Here is a 23,821-nt window from a genome sequence, read left to right as displayed (position 1 = left end):
GAATATTAGTTACTCTAACGATTTGTTAAATAACAAAATATTAAGACTTCGTATTTAGCATGTTATAGCCTTCTTCAATGTACAATCCAATATCGTCAGTGAAGGTTTTTGTGCCAATATCTGGTGATTTTTGATGACCTAACCTTACAATAATTATGTTGTCATTAGGTTCTACAAATACATATTGTCCCAGATGACCTCTCATCATAAAAAAGTGTTTGTCGCCAACTTGTCTTAACCACCAACCATAGCCATATTCAGGGCTTTCAGGAAAGCGTGGTCGAACGGATTTTGCTACAAAAGCCGAATCCAAGATTTGTTTTCCATTCCATTTTCCGTGGTCTTTGTAGAGTTTTCCAAAACGCGCAAAGTCTTTGGCATTACTGGCAATACAGCAATAGGCTTTGACGAGGTCGTGATCTTCACTATCAACTTGCCAAAGTGTAGAATTTTCTGATCCAAGCGGTTTCCAGAAACTCTCTTCAAAATAATCGTATAGTTTTTTTCCAGTTGCTTTTTCTATCACCATTGCTAGCATTTGGGTGTCTCCACTGGCATACTTAAAACCTTGTCCTGGCTCATTAACCACCTTTAAACCATTCATGACTTTAGCGAGATCATCGTCAAAATAAGCACGAGTAGTTATAGATAACGGCGAATAATAGGCTTCATCCCAATTAGTTCCTGAAGCCATAGAAGACAAATCTCCTACGGTCATTTTAGCTGCTTTTCCATCACAAAACGCTGGTAGAAAATCACAAACAGGCTGATCTAAATTTTTAATATAACCTTCCATAATGGCTTTTCCCATGAGTCCGGAGACATAACTTTTTGCCATAGAGAATGAGTTGGATTTTGAATCTTCTCCAAATCCATCATAATATTTTTCAAACCAAATGCTATCATTTTTTATAATGAGATAAGCAATAGTTCCCCAATCCTGATTTGCTTTTTCAAGTTTTGGTGTTGTAGTAACCGAATTATAATCTTTGTGATTTATCCATGGCTGAGGTGCATCAGAGCCTTCAATAGATTGGTTGTCAAACTCTTTATAATCTTCCAAAAATGCTGTAGTATGACCTTTAAGATAAATTGTTCTTACTGCTTTAATCAGATAATCGGTATCTGTTATGTATAAAACGATGATTATTAAACCGAAGAATACAACTAAGAATTTTAAAAGTTTTTTGAGAAATTTCATGTAGACGCTATTAGATAATTAAAGATAGAAAAAATTTAAGTGTAGGTTTAAATACATTAGTATTAAAAAAGGGATTGTTGTTTATAAGGGCTCTCATGCTCTAGTAACCATTGTTTTCTATGAAGTCCGCCAGCATAGCCTGTCAGACTTCCATCACTCCCAATAACGCGATGACAAGGGACAATAATCCATAATGGATTTTTACCATTTGCATTAGCGACGGCTCTAATAGCCTTGACATCTCCTAGTTGTTTAGAAAGCTCCAAATACGACATTGTTTTTCCATAAGGAATTTGCTCTAAGAATGTCCACACCGATTTTTGAAAGTCGGTACCTTGCGCATTAAGTTTTAAGTTGAATTGCTTTCGGGAGCCTTCAAAGTATTCTTTGAGTTGAATAGCACAATCTTCCAGTTCCAAAGGAATAATATCTGTTTCTTTTTCTTCGGAATTTAAAACGGTTACTTGGGCAATACCATCAATATCACCAACAATTTTGGTAAAACCTAAAGGTGATTTGATGATGCATGTTTCCATTAGTCATTTGTGTCTTCTGTGTCTTCGGAAGATTTTTCGTCAAGAATTCCTAGCTTTTTTGCTCTTGTTTCCCAGCTCTTTCTTGCCATATATTGAAGGTCAGATACATTATCACTTTCGTCCATGATTTCCAATCCTAGTAATGTTTCAATCACATCCTCCATAGTCACCAAACCACTCACAGAGCCGTATTCATCCACAACTAAAGCCATATGGTTTCTACTCTCAACCAAATGCTCAAATAATTTAGGAATGGGTAAGTTACGCTCTACAACAATGATATGTCTTTTAAGTTCTGAAAGCTTCTTGGAACCGTTGCCTAAAGCCATTTCTTTGAATACTTCATCTTTTAGAACCAAGCCTTTAATATTATCTGGACTATCAACATATATTGGAATTCGTGAAAACCGAAGGTTCATATTCTTATTGAAAAAATCCTCAACAGTGGTATTTTCATCATCTGCTTTCATCACTGTTCTTGGTGTCATAATATCTTTTGCAAATACCTCTTTAAAAGTTAACAGATTTTTGATGATTTTACTTTCATTTTCTTGAAACACACCTTCTTCATGTGCCATATCAGCCATGACTAAAAACCCTTCGCGACTTAAAACGCTTCCGTGACCTTTACCTCCAATTAATTTTGTTGTGAGTTGTAAAATCCATAGAATGCCTGTCCACTTAAGTGGAAATATCAAGATATTTAGCGCCTTGGTTGTAAAGTTTGCGAGCTGTTTCCAGTAGGTAGCACCTATAGTTTTTGGAATGATTTCTGAGGCAACCAAAATTAGAATAGTCATAATAGTTGATACAACACCAACCATTAGTTCTTCGGTAAATTCGATACCAAAAACAGATCGTGTTTGAGAACCATACAGCTCTACATAAGCTACTTTAGCCTGCACACCTACTAAAATGGCACCAACTGTGTGCGCAATGGTATTTAATGTTAAAATAGCAATTAAAGGACGATCAACATCTTTTTTTAGTGTTTCCAAATCTGAAGCATAAGATTTTCCCTCACTCTTTTTTAAGTTGATAAATGTTGGTGTAACACTTAAAAGAACGGCTTCCAATATAGAGCACAAAAAGGAAAAGAAAATAGAAATGATTGCGTAAAAAACAAGTAAACCCATTAAAAGTAATTTAGTTGGTTGCTAATTTACAATATAATTCAAAAGAACACAGATTGAATATAATAGAATTATTGATTTTGTATACATAATTATTTGTAACTTTAGTACCATGATCATTGTACCCTTTAGCTGGTATTGATTTTTCTCTCCCTAATATAGAATTTAGTAACATGTTACTCCTGGAGGAGTGGCTGTATATTTTGTAGTAAATATAAAATAGAAACCAATCAATAATCACTATATAATTATGGAAACTTTTGAAACCTTTGATAATAATCAAAAGATTACACTAAATGTTACAGATGTGGAGTCTGTTGCAAAACAAATAGGACCCACAGTCTTTGCACTTAAAAAAAAGAATGATCCTACAGATTTTGAAATTCTGAATAACGATTCTAATTCTGCATCTTTCTCAAAAGAACAGGCTAAACAACGTACAATTTTGGCAGCTAAATTTGTTTTTATTTTAGATATGAATCAAGAGCCAAACAAACAAAGAGCAAAAGAACGAACCTTGATTCGATATAGTGTTTATGATCAAGACAATCGTAAAACTTATTACACTTCCTTTGTAGATTTTTCAAATGAGTTCAAAGATGTTTCTGCTGAGCAGTTTTCAGTTGAAAAGAATATTGAAATTGTTTTAAATGAAGACCATAAGAGTAACCACAGAGAATTTGTAAAATCATTGAATCAATAATTATGAAAAGAGTTGTCATCATTTTACTTACTCTGAGTGTATTTGTTATAAATGCACAAAATGAAAACGAAGCATCTGTTAATGATTTTAATTTTGAAAGTACTGCAAACCCAGCATTTACAATCATTGAAGAATCACCAACTGCTATTAACACACCAGATAACCTTAAAAGCTTAGCGCTCTATGTGTCTAATGGGTTTTCTAACGGAAATATAGCTTTAGAGACTAATCCATATTGGCTTATACCCAATACAAAGGACAAATCATATGAGGATTATCGCGGCTTAAAGAAAAACAGAAAAGGAGAATATGTTATTGATCCTTTCAAAGCACTTCAGACTAATACCTCTTTTTCTGTAGCCTATACCAATAAAGAATTTCAGGGGTTTGAGGAAGAAAAAAAAGTTGCAGCTATTGGTTTAAGAACAACACTTGTTCAACTATTTAGTAGAAAGCAAACTGATAAAATTGCCAATATCCTAAGTGATACAGGCCAACCATATTCAGATGACGCACTCAATAAATATAATGGTACCTTGGTGTTTTCCAATGATATTGTAACGAGAGAAATGGCCGATGAGTATGTCAAGAATAAAACAATACCGCAAAATTATATTGACACAGCAAATAGTGTATTAAGTCAAAATCCAAACTATAAATCGAAGTATGCAGATGGTAAAAGTTTGGCAACAGCTTACTTTGATGAGATTACTGCAAGAATTGTAAAGTTTTATTACAACCCGAAAAACATTAAGCCTATTTTACGAGTAGATGGTGCAATGGCATATAGTTTACTATTTAAAGAAAATAGTTTTGAGAGTAATACCGCTAAACGTATTGGAGCATGGGTTACTCTGGATTTAGCACTTCCATTCAATGATAAAAATTACTTCCATCTATATGGTATAAGTCGATATATTGATAACGGCTTTAATGTAGATGGAGATCAGAATTATTTTGAGACCAGTTTTTGGGATATAGGAGGAAAACTTGAGTTGGAGCTTGGTAAATTCAATTTATCATATGAATATTTACAACGTGATGGCGATGACGAAAAATACAGATCTGTTGGTAATATTACTTATCAAGTCAATAAGAAAATGAGTCTGGTTGGAGGTTTTGGTAAAGACTTTCCTATTGGAGAAGATAATTTAGTGTCGTTACTAGGAATTAATTGGTCATTGGATTCTGGATCATCAGTATCTTCAAACTAAATAGAAATATACACACAGGTAGAGCTTCTTATCTATCTGTGTATTTTAATATATTATTAATATCCTCATCACTTAGGCTTGGAAATGATACACAAAAATGATTAAATCCCTTACTTTTAATTTTTTGTTTACCATTTACATGCTTTATAATAGAAATGGAATCATAGCGTTTACCAATATGTCTTAGTGCAGGACCTGTCATAACTCTATCTAATTGATGGCACGCAGCGCAATTAGCATTAAAGAGTTGCTTACCAGCCATGCTAGTTTCATCATTAAATGCGTGGGTTCCGCAGAAAAAAATATAGTCTTTAACATCGCAACCAGGTAAAGGCTCTGGTGATTTTAGTGCTAAAAATAAAATTCCAGAACCAGCAAGAATAATAAAGCTTGATATGAATAATAAGCGTTTCAAAATCAGTATAACAATTTCACCACATCTTTAGCAAAGTAACTAGCTATAATATCTGCTCCAGCACGTTTTATGGCTGTAAGTTGTTCTAACATCACTGCGTCGTGATCCAACCATCCTTTTTCAGCTGCGGCTTTCAACATAGCATATTCTCCTGATACCTGATACACCGCAACAGGCACATCAACGTCATTCTTGATCTCTCTAACAATATCTAAATAACACAAGCCTGGTTTAACCATGACAATATCTGCACCTTCATCGATATCCATTTCGGTTTCTTTGATGGCTTCAAAGCGGTTAGCAAAATCCATTTGATAAGTTTTTTTATCCTTCGGAATGTCTTGCACATCTGCAGGAGCAGAGTCTAATGCATCTCGAAAAGGCCCATAAAATGCAGAGGCGTATTTTGCCGAGTAACTCATGATTCCTGTATCAATAAACCCATTGTCTTCAAGAGCTTCTCTTATGGTTAAAATGCGTCCATCCATCATATCGCTAGGCGCAACAAAATTGGCTCCAGCTTGAGCATGAGATAGGCTCATTTCGGCTAGAACATCAACTGTAGCATCATTGATAATCTTTCCATTCTCTATGATTCCATCATGGCCATAAGACGAGTAAGGATCAAGTGCCACATCTGTCATGACCAACATATCTGGACAAACATTCTTAACCGTTTTGATAGCACGTTGCATGAGTCCGTCAGGATTTAAAGCTTCTGTTCCTTTATTGTCTTTGAGGTTGTCTGGCACTTTTACAAAAAGTAATACCGATTTCAAACCTAGTTTCCAAAGCTCTTTTACCTCGTTTTCTAGTAAGTCTAAACTATAGCGGTAATAATTAGGCATTGAAGCAATTTCTTGTTTGATGCCTTTTCCTTCAACAATAAAAAGTGGTACTAAAAAATCATTTGGTGAAATTATGGTTTCGCGAACCAGACTTCTAATAGCGTCGTTAGTTCTTAATCTTCGGTTTCTTCTTAATGGATACATTTTAAAAAATGTTTAGTTGCTAATTTGTTTATACGTTTATCCAATCAATAGGATTTTGCAATACATGCAATAATTTTTCTTCTTCACTACTAGTTTCTGGATGATGGTCATAGACCCATTGCACATGAGGTGGTAGACTCATTAAAATACTTTCAATTCGTCCGTTAGTTTTAAGCCCGAAAAGTGTTCCTTTGTCATGAACTAAATTAAACTCAACATAACGACCACGTCTTATTTCCTGCCAATCTCGTTGAGCTTTAGTGTATTCTAAATCCTTACGTTTTTCTACAATTGGGACATAAGCCTCCAAGAAACTATCACCAACTTCAGTTACAAAATCATACCAGTTTTGCATGGTCATATCATCAGAAATTTTACAATAATCAAAGAATAAACCACCAATGCCACGAGCCTCATTTCTGTGTGTATTATAGAAATACTCATCGCATCGTGCTTTATATTTTGGATAAAATTCTGGATGGTGTTTATCGCAAGCTGTTTTACAGGTTTTATGAAAATGTATAGCGTCCTCTTCAAACAAATAATAGGGTGTAAGGTCTTGTCCGCCTCCAAACCACTGGTCAACAATGGTTCCATTTTGGTCGTACATTTCAAAGTAGCGCCAATTAGCATGAACTGTAGGTACCATTGGGTTTTTAGGATGAAGTACCAGACTTAAGCCACAAGCAAAAAAATCAGCATCCTCAACACCGAAATACGCTTGCATACTTTCAGGGAGTTTTCCGTGAACACCAGATATATTGACGCCTCCTTTTTCAAATACGTTTCCATTTTCTATAACGCGAGTTCTTCCTCCGCCACCTTCAGGACGTTTCCATAGGTCTTCTTTAAACCTGGCTTTACCATCAATAGCTTCTAATTTAGAAGTGATAGTGTCCTGCAATTCGTGTATGTACTTAAAGAATTTATCTTTCATAATTATACCATTGATTTATTACAGTAGCTGGATTTTTCAAAATCTCTAATGTTAATGGCTATAAAATTGATAGTGGGAAAAATATGTTTCAGCTCTGATATAATTGCTCTTGATAGTTTAGCTTTCTGTTCATCGGTTCTGCCTTCCATAATATTCCCAAAAATGTGAATAAAGCCCTCCTTCTTTCCTCCAATAATATAATGTTCGTTAAAAGGATTCAATCTTACCTTAATATCATTTTTATCAAAAAGTTCAGAATTGACTGCAGCTTCATGTACTACAGCAAGCGTATGTTCCGGATCATTTATTGTCATAATATCTTTTGAACAATCAATTACAAAGTGAGGCATAATAATTTATTTATAACGTTCATATAATTCCATATCCAAGGGCTGTTCACCTGGAGGAGTATACCCTTTTTTTAGTGTTTTGATCCATGTAAAGTCATTTCGTTCTGCAACTTTTATGCTTGATACATTGTCTTTATGACTAATGATCTGTAGTGTTTTCAAACCCAGAGTTTCAAAAGCATAATTTGTAAGTATATCAATGGATGTGGACATCAATCGTTTGCCTTCAAAAGTATAACCAATACAATAGGCAAATTCTCCTTGCTGCTTGTCCCAGTCTAGCTCTTTAATGTAAACAAGTCCGACAAGTTCTCGTGATTCAGACTGTTTTATAGTAAAAAGAAATTCCTCTTTGTTATGATAAGCGTTCAATTTTTTCTCTACAAATAACTGTGAAAGAGTCGGATTCAAATTTTGTTCTAAAGTCTTCGGAAAATAGCGTTTGAAACGATCAGCATTGGCAATCATGAGATCACAAATTTTCCAGGCATCACCTTCATGAACCGGATTAATCTCGTAACCTTTAAATTGGGCAACCATTACACAAGGGTGTTTTGTGCTCCAAGCTGTTGATCATTCTGAAGCTGTTTAACCGTATTCAACGATGCAGCGGTAACACTCATTGGCAACACTAGAATAATCCCGACAACAGGAATCAATAAAAATAAAATAAACACAATGCCATTTCCTATAGCAATCCCTCGGCGTTTCCTAACAAACTGAATACTCTCACGATACTTAAAGTGTCGTTCTAAGGTATAATCCATATTACCAAAACCTGCATAATAGGCCTGGACTAGAAAAAGAAGAGCCGTAGAAAATATATTGACCACAGGAATAAACTTAAGTAGTAAAATAGGTATGGTAATTAATAGTTCTCTTCCTAAGTTTCTCAAGTTGATCCTAATACCACGCCATAATTGTTCTTGAAACGTTGTTTTTCTGTGGTGGTGTTTGTCAACGCCTGTGAGATGTGCTTCAATTTTTTCTGAAACCGGACTCATAAAAGGCGCTGAAAGAGCCATAATAATATGCTTGTATAAAATAAGGCCTATCGCTAAAACAGCTATGGCACCAATAAATGTTGAAATCGACGTAAATGTGTCTTTACCAAATTCCCAAGGCCAGATTTGAGCGATAAAGTTTCCAATATTATCTGACAAACCGTAAGCAGATACGCCAATAATGAGTGCTGTGACCACACTGATGATAATTGGGATGAAAAAGAATTTCCATAACTTCAACTTAGAGATCAAAGTTAAAGCGCCTGAATACGCCTGAATTCCTTTTAAAATATTCTGTATCATCGTTATAAATAATTATGCCTTGTATTCCTTGACAGCATCAATAAATGCCTTGGCATGGTCTAATGGAATATTTGGTAAAATACCATGACCTAAATTTACAATATATTTATCCTTACCAAAGTCGTTGATCATTTGCGTGACCATTTTTTTGATTTCTGAAGGCGGAGAAAATAATCGTGTTGGGTCAAAATTGCCTTGTAAAGTGATATTTCCACCTGTGAGATAACGTGCATTTTGTGGTGAACAGGTCCAATCTACACCAAGAGCCGAAGCACCAGATTTTGCCATTTCGCCTAAAGCAAACCAACATCCTTTTCCGAAGGCAATTACAGGTGCATCATCTTTTAATGCGTCAATGATTTGCTGTATGTATTGCCATGAAAATTCCTGATAGTCAACAGGAGATAACATACCTCCCCAAGAATCAAAAACCTGTACAGCATTACAACCCGCTTTTACCTTTTCTTTTAAGTAAGCAATTGTGGTATCTGTAATTTTTTGAAGGAGTCCGTGAGCAGCAACAGGATTGGTAAAACAAAACTCTTTAGCTTTATCAAAGTTCTTACTACCTTGACCTTGTACGCAATAACATAAAATAGTCCATGGTGAACCAGCAAAGCCAATTAGCGGAATCTCATCATTGAGTTTTTCTTTTGTGGCTTTAATAGCATCATACACATAACTTAATGCATCTTTAACGTCTGGAACAATAACATTATCTACGTCTTTTTGTGAGCGTATCGGATTTGGCAGGTAAGGTCCAAAATTCGGTTTCATTTGTACCTCAATATTCATAGCCTGAGGAATCACTAAAATGTCGCTAAACAAGATAGCCGCATCCATACCATATCTTCTGATGGGTTGCACAGTAATTTCACTTGCTAATTCTGGAGTTTGACAACGTGTAAAGAAATCATATTTCGCTTTGATTTCCATAAACTCAGGGAGATATCTACCTGCCTGACGCATCATCCATACTGGTGGGCGCTCAACGGTTTCTCCTTTTAAGGCTCTTAAAAATAAATCGTTTTTCATATGGAGTAATTGGCTGTTAGCCTTTAGCGATTAGGAAAAAGACTATTGGCTGTTTTTTATTTTATTTATTAAACTATTGATCATTTTTGCTTCTGTATTTAGAAGTTCTAAAATGGATTTTAATTCTTCTTTGTTTAAAAACTCTAATTTTTGAGCAATTAGTAGTTGTGTCTCGACCTCAAAAAGAGATCCCATAGCAATTTCTAGAAATCGTTTGAACTCGATATCGCTATTTCTACTACAACCCTCTGCAATGTTTGAAGGGATTGAAACTGAAGCTCTAGTGAGTTGACTTCTTAAGCCAAACTTTTCTTCTGAAGGCAGTTTGTCAGTTAGGAGATAAACGAACTTAACAATGTCAAGACCGTTTTTCCATATGTCAAGTTTCCTAAAATCTCTCATTTCATTTCAAACTTATATCTGTTTTTTGCTAACAGCTAACAGCTAAACAAAAAACTCGTTCACCAACTCTATCACACTTTCAACCGTTGGCACTTTAGCTACTCTTATATCTTCAAAATGTTTGCTTGCTTCTTTTGCAGTCGTTTCACCTATGCAGAATGCAATTACATCATCGTTATTTTCTTGTTTGTAACTTTGTACTGTTGACGGACTGTAAAACATGACGCCTTTAACCGAATCTTTAATTTTTACAGAATCGTATTTTGTGTCATAGGCAATAACCTCATTAACTTCTATATGATTGTTCTTTAAAGTTGTAGGCAAATCATCTAAACGTATAGCACTACAAAAGTAAGTGACATTAGTACCTTCTATATATTCAACCAAATGTTCGGCTAATTTTTTAGCGTTAGTTTCAGTATGTTTGACTTTGCCAATTTTACGCTCTACTAGGCGTTTGGTTCTTCTTCCAACACAGTAGATGTTTTCAAACTGTAATTCATGAGGCGCAAAATTCATCAATAACGCTTCTACAGCATTTTTACTGGTAATGATTACATTTTTAGGCATTGGTCTCAGAACCTGTTGTGTCATTCGGTTCAAACTTATTTTTATAAAATCAGAACTTTCACTAACCACATCATCATGAAACAATTGCTTTTGGTCATCGGTAAGTGTTTTGGTAGAATAGATATTAACCGTTTTATTCGATGCTTTTAAGTCGTCCATCAGGCGTTTACCTCCACGTTCAATAATGAAATCGGCACAAAACTGCGCAAGCTCGTCATGTTTGCCTAAGGCAGCGGTTTTCTGTACTTCTATTTTTTTACTTCCGTCGAGACTCAATAACACACCCTGAAAGTGAATTTCTTCATTTTTAATATAGGCTATGGCTCCAATTGGTGCCGAACATCCACCTTCTAAACGATTTAAAAATTCACGCTCAATGGTTGTACAAATTTCTGTTTCTTCGTGATTAATTTCAGCGCAGGCAGCTAATACCTCTTCATCACTTTCTAATGCAGTGATCATGATGGCACCTTGAGCAGGAGCGGGAATCATCCAGTCTAAATTAAAGGTCTCTTCTGGCCGTAATCCAATACGTCCTAAACCAGCTGCAGCAAAAATGGCTGCGTTCCAATTGTTGTCTTCCAGCTTTTGTAATCGAGAATTTACATTTCCGCGGAGATCAACCAACGTATGAGTTGGATAACGATTGAGCCATTGCGCACGACGCCGTAAACTTCCTGTGGCGATTATCGCATCACGTTGCGACAAAAACTCCTCATTGTTTTTATAGACCAAACAATCTCTTACATTCCCACGTTTTAAAACGGCTGCTTGTACAATACCTTTTGGTAATAATGTTGGTACATCTTTAAGCGAATGCACAGCAATATCAATCTCTTCATTAAGCATGGCTATATCCAGCGTTTTCGTAAAAACGCCTGTAATTCCAAGTTCGTAAATAGGCTTGTTGAGTACTAGGTCTCCTGTAGATTTTACAGGCACTAATTCTGTTTTATGGCCTAAATGTTCGAGTTGCTGTTGTACGGTTTTGGCCTGCCATAGCGCGAGTTCGCTATCACGTGTTCCAATTCTGATTGTTTTAGACATTGTCTGTAGTTGCTTCTAGTTGAAACACTTTTTTTATGAGTTCAAGGCTGTCATCGGTTGAGACATCGTCACCTTTTAAATGATGTGCAAAATGATTGGTAATCTTCTGTATAATATTGTTGCTGATCACTTCTGCCTGAGTTTCGTTAAAATCACTCATCTTTTTGCGTTGTGTATCTAGTTCGGCTGTGGCAAAATCAGCTAATTTATGTTTTAATGCTTTGATTGTTGGTGCAAATTTTCGAGTGGATAACCACGCATTGAAATCGGATTTAATTTCTTCAATAATGGCTTCTGCAACAGGAATATGTGCTTTTCTACGCTCTAAAGTTTCATCAGTCATCTGTGCCAAATCATCCATATGTACTAAAGTAACATGATCTAAATCTGCTACATTATTGTTGACATTCTTCGGAATAGACAAATCTAAAATCAACAAGGGTTTTGTTGATTGAATACAGTGTTTATCAACCGTTGGATTTTGCGCACCTGTGGCTACAATGAGGATATCTGAAGTATTGATCTCTTCCTGAAGGTTGGCATAATCTTTAACAATGAGGTTAAATTTTCCTGCAATAGCTTCGGCTTTATCTTTGGTTCTATTGATCAACGTGATGTGTTCATTCTTGGTGTGTTTAACCAGATTTTCACAAGTGTTTCGACCAATTTTCCCTGTTCCGAAGAGTAAAATATTTTTTTCCGAAATGCGCTCAATGTTGTTCATGATATACTGAACAGAGGCAAAGGATACAGATGTTGCACCAGAGGAAATTTCAGTTTCGGTCTTAATGCGTTTGGATGCCTGAATGACAGCATTTATTAATCGTTCTAAGAACGGATTGAGCAAAGCGTGTTTTTTTGACAGACGTGCACTGACTTTTAACTGACTGATAATCTCGAAGTCACCAAGAATTTGACTGTCTAAACCAGAACCAACTCTGAATATATGAGAAATGGCATCTCTGTTTTTGTAAACATAAGCCACTTTTTGAAATTCTTCAACAGTACCTTTCGTATTATCACAAAGGAGTTGAATCAACTGAAATGGATGTTCAGCGAATCCATAAATCTCGGTTCGGTTGCATGTTGAGGTCACCACAAGACTTTCAATACCATTCTGCTTGGCTTGTTCTAAAACCGCAAGTTTTGAAGTGTCGTCTAAACTGAAATGACCACGCACTTCAGCATCAGCTTTTTTGTAGCTGAGCCCTATAGCGTAAAATGTAGTGCCTTTCGACATTGTGTAGTGCTCCATACCTGATTTGGAAAATTACGATAGCAAAAATAAAAAGCATCAACGATAAAAAACAACGCTAGAAGAACTTTTAGTATCGTTTGTGGTTTTTTAAAGCACTTTCTTAAATTAATATGATAAATGTCATACTTTTGCAGTAAAATCAACGCTTTAAAACGCCTTAGTTTAGAATGAATCTAAATAACAACAAAAATAATAATCATTTTTCAGTCTCAAAAAATATCGCTAGAGGTTCATTTGAGGAAACAAAACTGGCTGACGGATTTTTCGTACTTACCTTTCAAAATGAAGACAGTGCTGTTCAAACCGTTGAACGTGAGATCGATAGTAGTTTTATCCAATTTCATTTTTGTATCAAAGGCTCGAGCGAGTTTGTATTCAATAATGGTAATTACCGACTAAAGATCGAGGAGGAGAATTCGTTGTTGTTGTATAATCCGCAACGTGATCTACCTATTCATTTAGACGTGCATCCCAAATCCTGGTTGGTTTCGGTTTTAGTATCGATTAAAAAATTTCACGGACTCTTCTCTCAGGAGGCTGATTATATTACGTTTTTAAGTGAAGACAATAAGGATAAAAAATATTATAAAGATGGAAAGATCTCACCATCCATGGCCATTGCACTTAACCAGATCATTAATTATAATTTGAATGCCTCCATTAAGCAACTCTATTTTAAGGGGAAAGCTTTGGAGTTATTGAGCTTGTATTTTAACAGGAATGAAGATGCCAATGTGGAGCAATGTCCGTTTTTAGTCGATGAAACTAACGTGATCAAAATACGTCAAGCTAAAGATATTATGATCGCTCGAATGGCTGAACCTCCAACCTTGCAGGAGCTGTCTGAAGAAATCGGACTGTCTCTAAAAAAACTAAAAGAAGGCTTTAAACAGATCTATGGCGATTCGGTATTTAGTTTTTTGTTTGATTACAAAATGGAAGTAGCGAGAAAGTTACTCGAGGCAGGCGACCACAACGTCAATGAGGTTGGACTCAAAGTAGGTTACAGTACTTCGAGTCATTTTATTTCAGCATTTAAAAAGAAATACGGCACGACACCTAAAAAATATTTGATGTCGTTGAGTTAAATAAAAAGCTTCAAGACACCTCGAAGCTTTTTTATTTATTGTTTTATTAGAATGTATTCACCAAAAGGTAATTTAAATCCAGTACACGTTGGGTCTGGTTCATTTAAACCAGGTAACAGTTGCTGACCGCTTCTAAAGTTTATGTGTAATTTTTCAATGCCATTTTCGGTGAAATATCGAAATATCATATTGTCTGAAGCCACTCGTATATCACAATCAGGTTCTTTATATGAGCCATAGACTTTTATATTATTAGGGTCGCAATCATGACATAATGGATCACCATATTTACTAATATAGCCTCCATGTATATTATAATTGTGATGGTCAGGAAAATTTACAAAAAGGTTGGTTAATGTATTTATTAGCTCTGAACCGTTTTCAATATACTTATACTCTCCTATAATTGCATCTACATAATAATTAGAAAAGGTGTTTTGAATATGGCTCATTTCTTTTTTTTCTAATACGATTGTTAAGGAAGTATTTCCATTGGTGTAAACCCAGGTGCCCTCAAAAATATTATAATCATTATCAATATCTTTATAATAAACACCATCATTTCCATAATCTTCATTGTCATAAATAGACACTATAGAATTTTGTGCTTTACAAGCTAAAGCAACTAAAAATGATATGAGGATGATTATTGATTTCATGGTTTTAAAAGCTTCAAGGCTGACTTGAAGCTTTTATGTATAGGTTATTGTTTAATCATGGTATATTCGCCATTAGGCACTCGCAATTCTATAGGATCTCCTTCGTTAATCATCACGCCATGAGTGGCCACAATTGTTGCTGTTATTTCCTGATCATTGATATATCTGAGTATTATCCGATGAGACGTTAAATAATCCCTTAAAGGATCTCTAATTGAAAGTGCAGCTCTTTTTTCGTCAGGAGAGCAGTCTTCACAAGGTGTAAAGGAATTTTTCCTTGCAGCAATAATATTGCCTGAGATTAAATGGCTATAAGGGTTAATAGATGTGTTGTTAATATTTGATAGCGTATTAATGATTTCGATGCCATTTTCGACATACTTGTATTCACCTATTAGGACATCTTCAAAAAACTTTCCTTGTCCCTCACGTTGATGATATTGTTCAATTTTGACTAATTGAATAGTAAATGATGTATTTCCGTTAGTGTACGTCCAAGTACCAGCAAATTTACCTAGCTTGTTAAGATTGTCTTTAAAATAAGCTCCAGTAGGTAATCCCTCTGAACTTGATTCAATATCTACAATTGGAGATTGTGCTTTGCAAGAACAAAAGGAAATAATGAATATTAATGTTATTAAATGAGTTTTCATGGTTTTAAAAGCTTCAAGGTGAGTCGAAGCTTTTTTATTTATTGTTTTATTAGAATGTATTCGCCAAACGGTAATTTAAATCCAGTACACGTTGGGTCTGGTTCATTTAAACCAGGTAACAGTTGCTGACCGCTTCTAAAGTTTATGTGTAATTTTTCAATGCCATTTTCGGTGAAATATCGAAATATCATATTGTCTGAAGCCACTCGTATATCACAATCAGGTTCTTTATATGAGCCATAGACTTTTATATTATTAGGGTCGCAATCATGACATAATGGATCACCATATTTACTTATAGTACCTCCTCGCATATTATATTTATAATAATCATCATAATCCGTAGTTAAATTAGATAACGTGTTCAGTAGTTCTGTACCGTTCTCGATGTATTGGTACTCACCAACTAAAGCATCTTCATAATAATTTGAAAAAGTATCTTGGATATGTTTCATGGTTTTTTTCTCAAGTACTACAGTTAAAGATGTATTACCATCAGTATATATCCATGTCCCTTCAAAAGTATTATAATCATTACTAATATCTTTATAGTATACGTTGTCACTTCCATAATCTTCATTGTCATAAATAGACACTATAGAATTTTGTGCTTTACAAACTAAAGCAATTAAAAATGATATGAGGACTATGGTGGGTTTCATGGTTTAAAAAGCTTAAAGAATGACTTGAAGTTTTATATATAGGTTATTGCTTTATTAAAATGTATTCTCCATATGGGACTCTAGTTTCTGCTGGTGTTCCTTGAGGTATGACAATTGAACCGCTACTTCCAATGTGAATTTTTATTTTTTCTATACCATTATCATTAATATGTTGTACTAAAATCTGATTGTTTAAGTACCTTCTATCTAAATCTGTAAAGTTCATTACAAAACGCTTTTCTCCTGCTTGACAGTCAGTACATTCAGGATAATAATCAGGATAAACTACTTTGTTGCCATCTATAGTATGTAAGGCGTTAAAAATATTAGGGTCATTTAATCGTGTGAGATAATTTAAAATTTCAATACCATTTTCTACGTATTGGTATTCACCCTGCAATTCATCATTATACCATTCACCATTAAAAACTTCTTCTTTTTTAAATAAAGTTACAGTTAAAGAAGTATTGCCATTTTGATAAAGCCAAGTGCCTTCAAATTTGTTTAATTCATTATTTAGGTCTTTAAAATAAACTCCTGTTAAGTCATCAGGTATGTTTTTTTCTTCTAAAGCTAGAATTGTTGTTTGCGCTTTGCAAGAGTAAAAGGAAATAATTAATAGTAGTTTTATTAAATGAGTTTTCATGGTTTACTTTAAGGAGTAAATGTAAGATATGTTTTAAATCATTCAAACCCAAAATGAGCAAACGCTATTAAATGTTAAGTGAACCCTAATTTTAAGCAAGGCAAGACTAACTTAAAAAATACTGTTGTATTTTTGCAAAAACTTAATTTAATACACATGAAACACTTAGCTACATTATTGATTGCATTATTGATCACGACTTCAGGTTTAGCACAATCTTACAAAACGGAAATTACCAAAGAGGCAGAAACGTATTACAAGCATATGGAAAACAAAAACTTTGACGGCGTTTTTGATTATATGTATCCAAAAGTTTTTGATTTTGCACCAAGAGATCAAATGAAAATGGCAATGGACCAAATGTTCAACTCTAAAGAGATGAAAATTGAATTCATCTCCAATGAGGTACAGAGCGTGAGTGATAAAAAAGAGGTTGATGATATCACCTATGCAGCTGTATTTTATAACAGTAAAATGAAAATGACTTTTGTATCAGAACAAGATAAACCAGAAGACGATAAAGCCAGCTTTTTAGGGTTTATGAAAGGCACTATGGAATCCCAGTTTGGCGAAGGCAACGTGACCTCAGATGTTAAAGACATGTCATTAGTTATTAACATGGATGCTAACATGTTTGCAATCAATGATCCAAAATATGATGGCTGGAAATTTATAGGTAATGATGATTCGATGACGCAAATCACCAATTCTATTGTTCCTGAAGCTGTAAGAACAGAATTGCTTAAAGAAAAATAAAACTACTGAAAGGAAGTTCACCTGTTATTTCAACCATAGTTTGAAATTTAGGTCTTATTGTCACATTTCGACTGCGCTCAATGTGACAGTTAGGTTTCCTCTTAGTCGAAATAAAAATTGCTAAAGAAAAATTACTAAATGAAAGGAGTCTTACTCGTAAACTTAGGTTCTCCAGATACACCAGAACCTAAAGATGTCAAGAAGTACTTAGGCGAATTTTTAATGGACGAACGTGTGATTGATGTGCCGCTATGGGCAAGAAACTTACTCGTTAAAGGCATCATTTTAAATACGCGTCCGAAAGCTTCTGCTAAAGCTTACCAAAAAATTTGGTGGGATGAAGGATCGCCATTAATTGTGCTGTCAGAACGCCTACAAGATAAAATTCAAAAACAGGTGGATTGTCCTGTTGCTCTCGCCATGCGTTATGGTAGCATGACCATTAAAAAAGGATTACAGGAATTGGTGGATAAAGGTGTGGATGAGGTGTTTTTAATTCCGCTCTATCCACAATATGCTATGGCGACTACGGAAACTATTTTGGTATTGGCCGAAGAGATCAGAAAAGCCCATTTTCCGCAGATTACCATACAAGACCTAAAACCGTTTTATAACAACGACAACTATATTGAAGTCTTGTCAAATTCCATTGCCAGACATTTAGAAGGTAAAAATTACGAGCATTTATTGTTCTCCTATCATGGTGTACCTGAGCGTCATATTCGAAAAAGTGATATCACAAAATCACATTGCAAACCCAGTGATAAAATAGATTGTGTTTGTTGCAAGACACCATCACCAGCACATGAGTTTTGTTATAAGCATCAATGTAAAGAAGTGACTCGTTTGGTTGGTGAAAAATTAAAACTTAAAGAAGGTACATATTCTACGTCGTTTCAATCGCGACTTGGGTTTGACCCATGGTTACAACCTTATACCGACAGAACCATAGAGCGTCTCGGGAAACAAGGTATCAAAAATATGGCTATTGTTACACCAGCATTCGTCAGTGATTGTCTGGAAACGCTTGAGGAAATTGCCATGGAAGGTGAAGAGATTTTTCATGAAGTTGGAGGAAAAGAGTTTACAACCATTCCATGTTTAAATGACGATAAAGAATTTGTTGACCTCTTATCCAACTGGATCAACGAGTGGGCTATGACCGAAACTGTGATTGCATAATGGCAAAAACAAATTCTAAGGACTTAGGAACGCAACCTATTGGTAAGCTTTTGATTAAGCAAGCGGTTCCTGCTTCTATTGGAATTTTAGTGATGTCGCTCAATATTTTAGTCGACACTATTTTTGTTGGTCAATGGATAGGCTCCACAGCTATTGCAGCCATTAATGTCGTACTTCCGGTCTCGTTTTTTATTGCGGCATTAGGAATGAGTATAGGTATTGGAGGATCGTCTATCATTTCACGAGCACTCGGCGCGAATAACGAAAAGAAAGCCTTACAGACCTTCGGAAATCAAATCACATTGACTTTATTGTTTACGGTGTCATTGGTTATTCCGGGATTGGTGTTTGTTAATGATATCATTCCTGCTTTCGGTGGAAAAGGAGCCATCTTCGATCCTGCTAAAATTTATTATACCATTGTGCTTTATGGCGTACCGTTTTTAGCACTCTGTATGATGGGTAATACGGTTATTAGAGCCGAAGGGAAACCAAAATTTGCCATGTATGCCATGATGATTCCTTCAGTTGGAAATCTTGTATTAGATTACCTGCTAATCAATGTGTTGGGTTATGGAATGGAAGGCGCAGCCTGGGCAACAACAGGATCATACATTTTATGTCTGGCATTTATTCTTTGGTTTTTCTTGTCTAAAAACTCCGAATTGAAACTCACCAGATGTCAGTTTCGTTTACGATTACCAATTGTAAAAGAAATTGGTGCGCTAGGGTTTGTAACGTTGGCCAGACAAGCTGTGGTAAGTATTACTTACTTGTTCATGAACAATATATTGTTTGATCTTGGAGGCGAAAGCTCTGTGACCGCTTATGCTATTGTAGGACGTATGTTGATGTTTGCGCTATTTCCTGTATATGGAATCACACAAGGATTTTTACCCATTGCAGGATTTAATTATGGTGCCGAAAAATACGAACGTGTCAGACTCACTATAGCCACAGCATTAAAGTATGCTGCAGGATTAGCAACGGTAGTTTTTATCATGTTGATGCTTTTTCCTGAATCTATTACGCGATTGTTTACAACTGATGCTGAGGTGATAAAAGAGACACCTTCAGCAATGCGTTGGGTGTTTGCTGCTACACCTATTATTGCAGTTCAATTAATTGGAGCCGCCTATTTTCAAGCCATTGGGAAAGCCCTTCCTGCATTACTATTGACCTTGACCAGACAAGGGTTGTTCTTTATTCCGTTGATTTTTATTCTTCCTCAATTTTATGGAGAATTAGGTGTTTGGATGTCATTTCCAATTGCAGATGTATTATCAACGATTGTAACTGCTTATTTTTTACATCGCGAAGTGAAGTTAAAATTACTCAAGTCGGCTACATAATATTTTTTTATGCTTATTTTTAAAGCTAGTAATAAAACCATCTAAAATAATGAGACTAATCACTACATTTTTATGTTTTTTATGCTTCGGAAATTTTACAACACTAGAAGCTCAATCTTTTGATGAATCCCAATACGATGCCCTGGAGTATCGTCTTCTAGGTCCGTTTAGAGGCGGACGAAGTGCTGCGGTAACAGGTGTTCCAAACAAACCCAATTTGTACTACTTTGGTTCTACAGGTGGTGGGATTTGGAAAACGTTGGATGGTGGACGAAGTTGGGATAATATTTCTGATGGCTTTTTTGGCGGAAGTATTGGAGCTATTACAGTGTCTAAAAGCGATCCTAATGTGATGTATGTTGGAGGTGGCGAAAAAACAGTTCGTGGAAATGTATCGTCTGGTTACGGAATTTGGAAAAGTGTAGATGCCGGAAAAACTTGGATGTCAGCGGGATTAAAAAACTCACGTCATGTTCCAAGAATTGCAGTTGATCCTACAGATCATAACATAGTTTATGCTGGTGTTCTAGGAAACATCTATAAACCTACTCAGGAACGTGGTGTTTACAAGAGTACTGATGGTGGAAAAACCTGGAAGAAAACCTTGTTCTCTAATGAACACGCAGGAGTTGTCGATTTGATTATCGATCCAACGAACCCGAGAATTTTATATGCATCTACCTGGCGTGTACAACGAACACCTTACAGTTTGAGTTCAGGTGGTGAAGGTTCAGCATTATGGAAAAGTACAGATAAAGGAGAAACATGGACTAAAATTTCAGATAAAAAAGGATTCCCAGAAGGAACACTTGGAATTATTGGTGTCACAGTATCTCCAGTAAATAACCAACGTGTTTGGGCCATTGTTGAAAATAAAGATAAAGGTGGTTTGTATCGCAGTGAAGATGGAGGAGACACATGGCGACAAGTTAATAGCGAACGAAAATTACGTCAGCGCGCATGGTATTATACTAGAGTGTATGCAGATACTAAAGATGCCGATGTGGTATATGTATTAAATGTACGCTACCATAAGAGTACAGATGGCGGTAGAACGTTCAGTACGTATAATGCACCACATGGTGATCATCATGATTTATGGATTGCGCCTGAGGATCCTAACCGTATGATTATAGGAGATGATGGAGGTGCTCAAGTGACTTATGATGGAGGCGAAACATGGAGTACTTACCGAAACCAGCCAACGTCTCAATTCTATCGTGTGACTACTGATAACCATTTTCCATATCGAATTTATGCAGCACAACAAGATAACTCAACAGTTCGAATTCCTCACAGGACAGATGGTAGATCGATTACTGAAGACGACTGGGAAAGTACAGCAGGAGGAGAATCGGCACACATTGCTGTAGACCCTGAAGATAATGATATCGTGTATGGTGGAAGTTATGATGGTTATTTAACCAGAGTGAATCACAAGCGAGGAACCGTAAGAGCAATTAATGTTTGGCCAGACAACCCAATGGGTCATGGTGCTGAAGGTATGAAATACCGTTTTCAGTGGAATTTCCCAATTATATTCTCAAAGCATAATCCAGACCGTATGTATACTTTTTCGCAACATGTTCATGTGACAGAAAATGAAGGGCAGTCCTGGAAAATTATTAGTCCGGATCTTACAAGAAACGATCCTGAAAAGCTAAAATCTTCAGGAGGACCAATCACTCAAGACAATACCTCAGTAGAATATTACTGTACTATTTTTGCAGCTCAGGAGTCGCCAATAACTGAAGGTTTGCTTTGGGTTGGTAGTGATGACGGACTCATTCATGTGACAAAAGATGGTGGACAAAACTGGGAAAATGTAACCCCTAAAGGTATGCCAGAATGGATGATGATTAATAGTATTGAGCCAAGTGCATTTGACGCAGGAACCTGCTATGTTGCTGGTACAAAATATAAAACAGGAGATTTTGCGCCTTATCTTTATAAAACAACAGATTACGGAAAGACTTGGAAAAAAATCACTAATGGGATTAATTCCGAACATTTTACAAGAGTGCTTAGAGAAGATCCAAAGCAAAAAGGCTTATTGTATGCAGGAACAGAAACGGGAATGTATATTTCATTTGATGATGGAAAGAACTGGAAACCATTTCAGTTAAATCTACCTATTGTTCCAATTACCGATTTAACCATAAAAGAAAATAATTTGATTGTGGGGACTCAAGGAAGAAGCCTCTGGATCATTGATGATTTAACGGTTTTACATCAGCTGTATAATTCTAATTCCGAAGGACATACATTATTTAAGCCAAAAGATACGTATAGAATGCGTGGCGGAAGTCGTAAAGGAAGTAAAACAGCTGGAACCAATCATCCTAATGGAGTGATTACCTATTTCAACTTAAAAAACTATGATGCTAAGAATGATGAGGTTTCACTAACGTATTTTGATCCTAAAGGCGATACGATAAAAACCTATTCAACCAAAAACAAAAAGAAAGATAAGCTAGAGGTCAAAAAAGGAATGAACCAATTTGTCTGGAATATGACTTATGATGGTGCAGAACGATTAGATGGAATGATCTTATGGTGGGCAAGTTTAAGTGGTCCACGAGCTATTCCAGGCACTTATAAAGTACATCTTAATATAGAAAATGATGTCACATCGAGCGCAGTCGAGATGCCACAATCCTTTAATATTATTGCCGACCCAAGAGCAGAAAGCTCTCAGGCAGATATGCAACGACAATTTGATTTCATTAAAGATGTCAATAAAACCATGGATGATGCTCATAAGTCCATCAAAAAAATAAGGAAAATCAAAAAGCAGTTAACAGCTTTTGAAACGCAGTATAAAGGAAACGACGATGTAAAAGAACTCTTAGAGAAGTCAAAAACATTGAAGGAAGCGTTTACAAAAATAGAAGAAGCGTTATACCAAACAAAAAACAGAAGCGGTCAGGATCCGTTGAATTTTCCTATTAGATTGACCAATAAATTAGGGCATTTAAATTCTTTAGTTGGCATGGGTGATTTTGCACCTACAGATCAAGATATAGCTGTTAAAAATGAACTTACAGCAAAAATAAAGGTCCAATTAGATGCTTTTAACACATTGATTAGTGATGAGATTAGTGCTTTTAATGCGGCGTTCAACTCAAAACAATTGAACTATTTATTTGTTGAAGATTAATGGAATATTACTTTTATATAAAAGCCCTTCATCTTATTTTTATTGTCACTTGGTTTGCAGGCTTATTTTACATACCCAGGCTTTTTGTATATCAAATAGAGGCATTTGACAAACCATCGCCAGACAAAGAAATATTAGGAAAACAATTGAAGTTGATGGCCAAGCGTTTATGGAATATCATTACATGGCCTTCGGCAATTTTGGCGACAGGTTTTGGGATATGGTTACTTGTATTGAATCCGTATTTATTAGAGCAACCATGGATGCATGTTAAATTAAGTTTTGTTGTTCTTTTGATTTTATATCATCTAAAAACACATCAGTATTACAAACAGCTGCAAAGCGATGTTGTTAGGAAGTCATCAAATTTCATGAGGCTTTGGAATGAAGGCGCTACTTTTATTTTATTTGCAGTTATTTTCCTTGTGATCTTAAAAAATGCCATCAATTGGATATTTGGTGTTATTGGTATTCTAGTTCTGGGAATTCTCTTAATGTTAGGATTTAAAGTCTACAAAAATATAAGAAGTAAAAATCCAGACGCTTAACATTGGCTTAATTAT

General features: G+C 35.5%; 25 protein-coding genes. 8 read left to right on the top strand and 17 right to left on the bottom strand.

Features of this window, described 5'->3' with window-relative positions; all coding sequences use genetic code 11:
* Positions 1-40: 40 nt before the first annotated feature.
* From Q0951_RS13940 to Q0951_RS13930, 3 genes are all read right to left on the bottom strand, one after another.
* Positions 41-1,201 (bottom strand): serine hydrolase, encoded by a 1,161-nt coding sequence (locus Q0951_RS13940; RefSeq protein ID WP_299337996.1) that lies wholly within the window; start codon positions 1,199-1,201, stop codon positions 41-43.
* 62 nt (positions 1,202-1,263) lie between these two features.
* The gene (locus Q0951_RS13935; protein WP_299337994.1) at positions 1,264-1,737 is read right to left on the bottom strand and encodes a methylated-DNA--[protein]-cysteine S-methyltransferase; all 474 of its coding nucleotides are present in this window, start codon (positions 1,735-1,737) and stop codon (positions 1,264-1,266) included.
* Positions 1,737-2,873 (bottom strand): CNNM domain-containing protein, encoded by a 1,137-nt coding sequence (locus Q0951_RS13930; RefSeq protein WP_299337991.1) that lies wholly within the window; start codon positions 2,871-2,873, stop codon positions 1,737-1,739. The genes Q0951_RS13935 and Q0951_RS13930 overlap by 1 nt, the downstream gene beginning before the upstream one ends.
* 247 nt (positions 2,874-3,120) lie before the next feature.
* On the opposite strand from Q0951_RS13930, the gene Q0951_RS13925 reads away from it, so the two are divergent.
* Both Q0951_RS13925 and Q0951_RS13920 read left to right on the top strand, forming a co-directional pair.
* The gene (locus Q0951_RS13925) at positions 3,121-3,573 is read left to right on the top strand and encodes a hypothetical protein (RefSeq protein WP_299337988.1); all 453 of its coding nucleotides are present in this window, start codon (positions 3,121-3,123) and stop codon (positions 3,571-3,573) included.
* Positions 3,574-3,575: 2 nt separating this feature from the next.
* Positions 3,576-4,787: a hypothetical protein gene (locus Q0951_RS13920; protein ID WP_299337985.1), complete on the top strand. Its 1,212-nt coding sequence runs from the start codon at positions 3,576-3,578 to the stop codon at positions 4,785-4,787.
* A gap of 28 nt (positions 4,788-4,815) precedes the next feature.
* Here the strand turns inward: Q0951_RS13920 and Q0951_RS13915 are convergent, their stop codons facing one another.
* From Q0951_RS13915 to hemA, 10 genes are read right to left on the bottom strand one after another with little or no spacing between them, the layout of a single operon-like run.
* A complete protein-coding gene (locus Q0951_RS13915) occupies positions 4,816-5,202 on the bottom strand; it encodes a cytochrome c (RefSeq protein ID WP_299337983.1) in 387 nt (128 codons plus the stop codon).
* Between the two features lie 2 nt (positions 5,203-5,204).
* On the bottom strand, positions 5,205-6,194 hold the full coding sequence (gene hemB / locus Q0951_RS13910) for a porphobilinogen synthase (RefSeq protein WP_299337980.1): 990 nt from the start codon (positions 6,192-6,194) through the stop codon (positions 5,205-5,207).
* Between the two features lie 28 nt (positions 6,195-6,222).
* Positions 6,223-7,131: an oxygen-dependent coproporphyrinogen oxidase gene (gene hemF / locus Q0951_RS13905; RefSeq protein ID WP_299337977.1), complete on the bottom strand. Its 909-nt coding sequence runs from the start codon at positions 7,129-7,131 to the stop codon at positions 6,223-6,225.
* Between the two features lie 2 nt (positions 7,132-7,133).
* Positions 7,134-7,481, bottom strand: a complete 348-nt coding sequence (locus Q0951_RS13900; RefSeq protein WP_299337974.1) for a 5-carboxymethyl-2-hydroxymuconate Delta-isomerase — start codon at positions 7,479-7,481, stop codon at positions 7,134-7,136.
* Positions 7,482-7,487: 6 nt separating this feature from the next.
* The gene (locus tag Q0951_RS13895) at positions 7,488-8,021 is read right to left on the bottom strand and encodes a GNAT family protein (protein WP_299337972.1); all 534 of its coding nucleotides are present in this window, start codon (positions 8,019-8,021) and stop codon (positions 7,488-7,490) included.
* Positions 8,021-8,788 (bottom strand): EI24 domain-containing protein, encoded by a 768-nt coding sequence (locus Q0951_RS13890; protein ID WP_299337970.1) that lies wholly within the window; start codon positions 8,786-8,788, stop codon positions 8,021-8,023. The genes Q0951_RS13895 and Q0951_RS13890 overlap by 1 nt, the downstream gene beginning before the upstream one ends.
* Before the next feature lie 12 nt (positions 8,789-8,800).
* Positions 8,801-9,823 (bottom strand): uroporphyrinogen decarboxylase, encoded by a 1,023-nt coding sequence (gene hemE / locus Q0951_RS13885; protein WP_299337967.1) that lies wholly within the window; start codon positions 9,821-9,823, stop codon positions 8,801-8,803.
* A 42-nt stretch (positions 9,824-9,865) separates the two neighbouring features.
* A complete protein-coding gene (locus Q0951_RS13880) occupies positions 9,866-10,225 on the bottom strand; it encodes a four helix bundle protein (protein WP_299337965.1) in 360 nt (119 codons plus the stop codon).
* A 42-nt stretch (positions 10,226-10,267) separates the two neighbouring features.
* Entirely contained in the window at positions 10,268-11,842 is a 1,575-nt protein-coding gene (gene hemC / locus Q0951_RS13875) for a hydroxymethylbilane synthase (protein ID WP_299337962.1), read from the bottom strand.
* A complete protein-coding gene (gene hemA / locus Q0951_RS13870; RefSeq protein ID WP_299337960.1) occupies positions 11,835-13,097 on the bottom strand; it encodes a glutamyl-tRNA reductase in 1,263 nt (420 codons plus the stop codon). Before hemA ends, hemC begins: the two co-directional genes overlap by 8 nt.
* Before the next feature lie 170 nt (positions 13,098-13,267).
* Here hemA and Q0951_RS13865 point away from each other — a divergent pair, with 170 nt between their 5' ends.
* Positions 13,268-14,188 carry a helix-turn-helix transcriptional regulator gene (locus Q0951_RS13865; protein WP_299337957.1) on the top strand — a complete coding sequence of 307 codons (921 nt, stop codon included), beginning with the start codon at positions 13,268-13,270 and terminating at the stop codon, positions 14,186-14,188.
* A gap of 35 nt (positions 14,189-14,223) precedes the next feature.
* Here the strand turns inward: Q0951_RS13865 and Q0951_RS13860 are convergent, their stop codons facing one another.
* The 4 genes from Q0951_RS13860 to Q0951_RS13845 are packed head-to-tail and all read right to left on the bottom strand — an operon-like array spanning position 14,224 to position 16,808.
* Entirely contained in the window at positions 14,224-14,847 is a 624-nt protein-coding gene (locus Q0951_RS13860) for a DUF6705 family protein (RefSeq protein WP_299337955.1), read from the bottom strand.
* Positions 14,848-14,891: 44 nt separating this feature from the next.
* Positions 14,892-15,500: a DUF6705 family protein gene (locus Q0951_RS13855; RefSeq protein WP_299337952.1), complete on the bottom strand. Its 609-nt coding sequence runs from the start codon at positions 15,498-15,500 to the stop codon at positions 14,892-14,894.
* A 38-nt stretch (positions 15,501-15,538) separates the two neighbouring features.
* Positions 15,539-16,162: a DUF6705 family protein gene (locus tag Q0951_RS13850; RefSeq protein ID WP_299337950.1), complete on the bottom strand. Its 624-nt coding sequence runs from the start codon at positions 16,160-16,162 to the stop codon at positions 15,539-15,541.
* 43 nt (positions 16,163-16,205) lie between these two features.
* The gene (locus Q0951_RS13845) at positions 16,206-16,808 is read right to left on the bottom strand and encodes a DUF6705 family protein (RefSeq protein WP_299337947.1); all 603 of its coding nucleotides are present in this window, start codon (positions 16,806-16,808) and stop codon (positions 16,206-16,208) included.
* 156 nt (positions 16,809-16,964) lie between these two features.
* Here Q0951_RS13845 and Q0951_RS13840 point away from each other — a divergent pair, with 156 nt between their 5' ends.
* The 5 genes from Q0951_RS13840 (at position 16,965) to Q0951_RS13820 (ending at position 23,806) form a co-directional block, all read left to right on the top strand.
* Positions 16,965-17,564 carry a hypothetical protein gene (locus Q0951_RS13840; protein WP_299337945.1) on the top strand — a complete coding sequence of 200 codons (600 nt, stop codon included), beginning with the start codon at positions 16,965-16,967 and terminating at the stop codon, positions 17,562-17,564.
* A 138-nt stretch (positions 17,565-17,702) separates the two neighbouring features.
* The gene (hemH, locus tag Q0951_RS13835) at positions 17,703-18,746 is read left to right on the top strand and encodes a ferrochelatase (protein WP_299337942.1); all 1,044 of its coding nucleotides are present in this window, start codon (positions 17,703-17,705) and stop codon (positions 18,744-18,746) included.
* Positions 18,746-20,098: an MATE family efflux transporter gene (locus Q0951_RS13830; RefSeq protein ID WP_299337940.1), complete on the top strand. Its 1,353-nt coding sequence runs from the start codon at positions 18,746-18,748 to the stop codon at positions 20,096-20,098. Before hemH ends, Q0951_RS13830 begins: the two co-directional genes overlap by 1 nt.
* Positions 20,099-20,147: 49 nt before the next feature.
* Entirely contained in the window at positions 20,148-23,258 is a 3,111-nt protein-coding gene (locus Q0951_RS13825) for a glycosyl hydrolase (RefSeq protein ID WP_299337937.1), read from the top strand.
* A complete protein-coding gene (locus tag Q0951_RS13820) occupies positions 23,258-23,806 on the top strand; it encodes a CopD family protein (protein WP_299337934.1) in 549 nt (182 codons plus the stop codon). Before Q0951_RS13825 ends, Q0951_RS13820 begins: the two co-directional genes overlap by 1 nt.
* Positions 23,807-23,821: the final 15 nt, after the last annotated feature.

This window comes from uncultured Psychroserpens sp., from assembly GCF_947501425.1.
Taxonomy (GTDB): Bacteria; Bacteroidota; Bacteroidia; order Flavobacteriales; family Flavobacteriaceae; genus Psychroserpens.
This window is presented reverse-complemented; position numbering and strand designations above follow the sequence as displayed.

Coding starts and splice junctions, on each gene's coding strand:
- Q0951_RS13940 (WP_299337996.1), bottom strand. CDS start 1,201: ATGAAATTTCTCAAAAAACTTTTAAAATTCTTAGTTGTATTCTTCGGT.
- Q0951_RS13935 (WP_299337994.1), bottom strand. CDS start 1,737: ATGGAAACATGCATCATCAAATCACCTTTAGGTTTTACCAAAATTGTT.
- Q0951_RS13930 (WP_299337991.1), bottom strand. CDS start 2,873: ATGGGTTTACTTGTTTTTTACGCAATCATTTCTATTTTCTTTTCCTTT.
- Q0951_RS13925 (WP_299337988.1), top strand. CDS start 3,121: ATGGAAACTTTTGAAACCTTTGATAATAATCAAAAGATTACACTAAAT.
- Q0951_RS13920 (WP_299337985.1), top strand. CDS start 3,576: ATGAAAAGAGTTGTCATCATTTTACTTACTCTGAGTGTATTTGTTATA.
- hemB (WP_299337980.1), bottom strand. CDS start 6,194: ATGTATCCATTAAGAAGAAACCGAAGATTAAGAACTAACGACGCTATT.
- hemF (WP_299337977.1), bottom strand. CDS start 7,131: ATGAAAGATAAATTCTTTAAGTACATACACGAATTGCAGGACACTATC.
- Q0951_RS13900 (WP_299337974.1), bottom strand. CDS start 7,481: ATGCCTCACTTTGTAATTGATTGTTCAAAAGATATTATGACAATAAAT.
- Q0951_RS13895 (WP_299337972.1), bottom strand. CDS start 8,021: ATGGTTGCCCAATTTAAAGGTTACGAGATTAATCCGGTTCATGAAGGT.
- Q0951_RS13890 (WP_299337970.1), bottom strand. CDS start 8,788: ATGATACAGAATATTTTAAAAGGAATTCAGGCGTATTCAGGCGCTTTA.
- hemE (WP_299337967.1), bottom strand. CDS start 9,823: ATGAAAAACGATTTATTTTTAAGAGCCTTAAAAGGAGAAACCGTTGAG.
- Q0951_RS13880 (WP_299337965.1), bottom strand. CDS start 10,225: ATGAGAGATTTTAGGAAACTTGACATATGGAAAAACGGTCTTGACATT.
- hemC (WP_299337962.1), bottom strand. CDS start 11,842: ATGTCTAAAACAATCAGAATTGGAACACGTGATAGCGAACTCGCGCTA.
- hemA (WP_299337960.1), bottom strand. CDS start 13,097: ATGGAGCACTACACAATGTCGAAAGGCACTACATTTTACGCTATAGGG.
- Q0951_RS13865 (WP_299337957.1), top strand. CDS start 13,268: ATGAATCTAAATAACAACAAAAATAATAATCATTTTTCAGTCTCAAAA.
- Q0951_RS13860 (WP_299337955.1), bottom strand. CDS start 14,847: ATGAAATCAATAATCATCCTCATATCATTTTTAGTTGCTTTAGCTTGT.
- Q0951_RS13855 (WP_299337952.1), bottom strand. CDS start 15,500: ATGAAAACTCATTTAATAACATTAATATTCATTATTTCCTTTTGTTCT.
- Q0951_RS13850 (WP_299337950.1), bottom strand. CDS start 16,162: ATGAAACCCACCATAGTCCTCATATCATTTTTAATTGCTTTAGTTTGT.
- Q0951_RS13845 (WP_299337947.1), bottom strand. CDS start 16,808: ATGAAAACTCATTTAATAAAACTACTATTAATTATTTCCTTTTACTCT.
- Q0951_RS13840 (WP_299337945.1), top strand. CDS start 16,965: ATGAAACACTTAGCTACATTATTGATTGCATTATTGATCACGACTTCA.
- hemH (WP_299337942.1), top strand. CDS start 17,703: ATGAAAGGAGTCTTACTCGTAAACTTAGGTTCTCCAGATACACCAGAA.
- Q0951_RS13830 (WP_299337940.1), top strand. CDS start 18,746: ATGGCAAAAACAAATTCTAAGGACTTAGGAACGCAACCTATTGGTAAG.
- Q0951_RS13825 (WP_299337937.1), top strand. CDS start 20,148: ATGAGACTAATCACTACATTTTTATGTTTTTTATGCTTCGGAAATTTT.
- Q0951_RS13820 (WP_299337934.1), top strand. CDS start 23,258: ATGGAATATTACTTTTATATAAAAGCCCTTCATCTTATTTTTATTGTC.